Consider the following 531-nt stretch of genomic DNA (forward strand, 5'->3'; position numbering starts at 1 on the left):
GGTGGAAAAAGGTGGAAAAAACGACCAATATCATGCGGTACGGAGAAGCTGGAAATATCTATGTGCACTTCTTCCCGGGTGATCAGGTACGGGTAGTGTCGGCACTTCCTTATCCAGAAAGTCCAAAACATCCCATTTCAGAAAATTCCATTGTCCCTCCCCAGGAGGAGCAATGACTTCGAGCGGACTTACCTTCACAGCACCGCTGACGATGCCTGACAAATATTCATTTCTGCGAGCTTACATGGCTCTCTCGATGTGTTTTCAATTGAACAAGGAAACAATTTTATGATGAAAAAAATATTGATGTTATTGAGTATGGCTGCGTTGAGCGCCTGCAATACGACTGCGCCGGCGACACGGGCGGAACAGGAAGAAAAGCGGTATGCACCGTATATACCAGAAGAATACGTATCGATCTCCTGCGTCACGCACGGCACGGGCTACATCCATTCTTTTTCTATTGAGGAACCTATGTATAGCGGTCCGATAGGCGGACGCATGGCTGGTGGTGCAAGTTGCGGCGGTCTG

At 48.4% G+C, this 531-nt stretch carries 1 protein-coding gene; it reads left to right on the top strand.

Going from position 1 to position 531, the window contains the following annotated elements:
• Window positions 1–288 precede the first annotated feature (288 nt).
• On the top strand, window positions 289–531 hold a 243-nt coding region (locus HLUSI_RS34010), incomplete at its 3' end, for a hypothetical protein (protein WP_238533950.1).

The organism is Herbaspirillum lusitanum P6-12 (genome assembly GCF_000256565.1).
Lineage (GTDB): Bacteria > Pseudomonadota > Gammaproteobacteria > Burkholderiales > Burkholderiaceae_D > Herbaspirillum > Herbaspirillum lusitanum.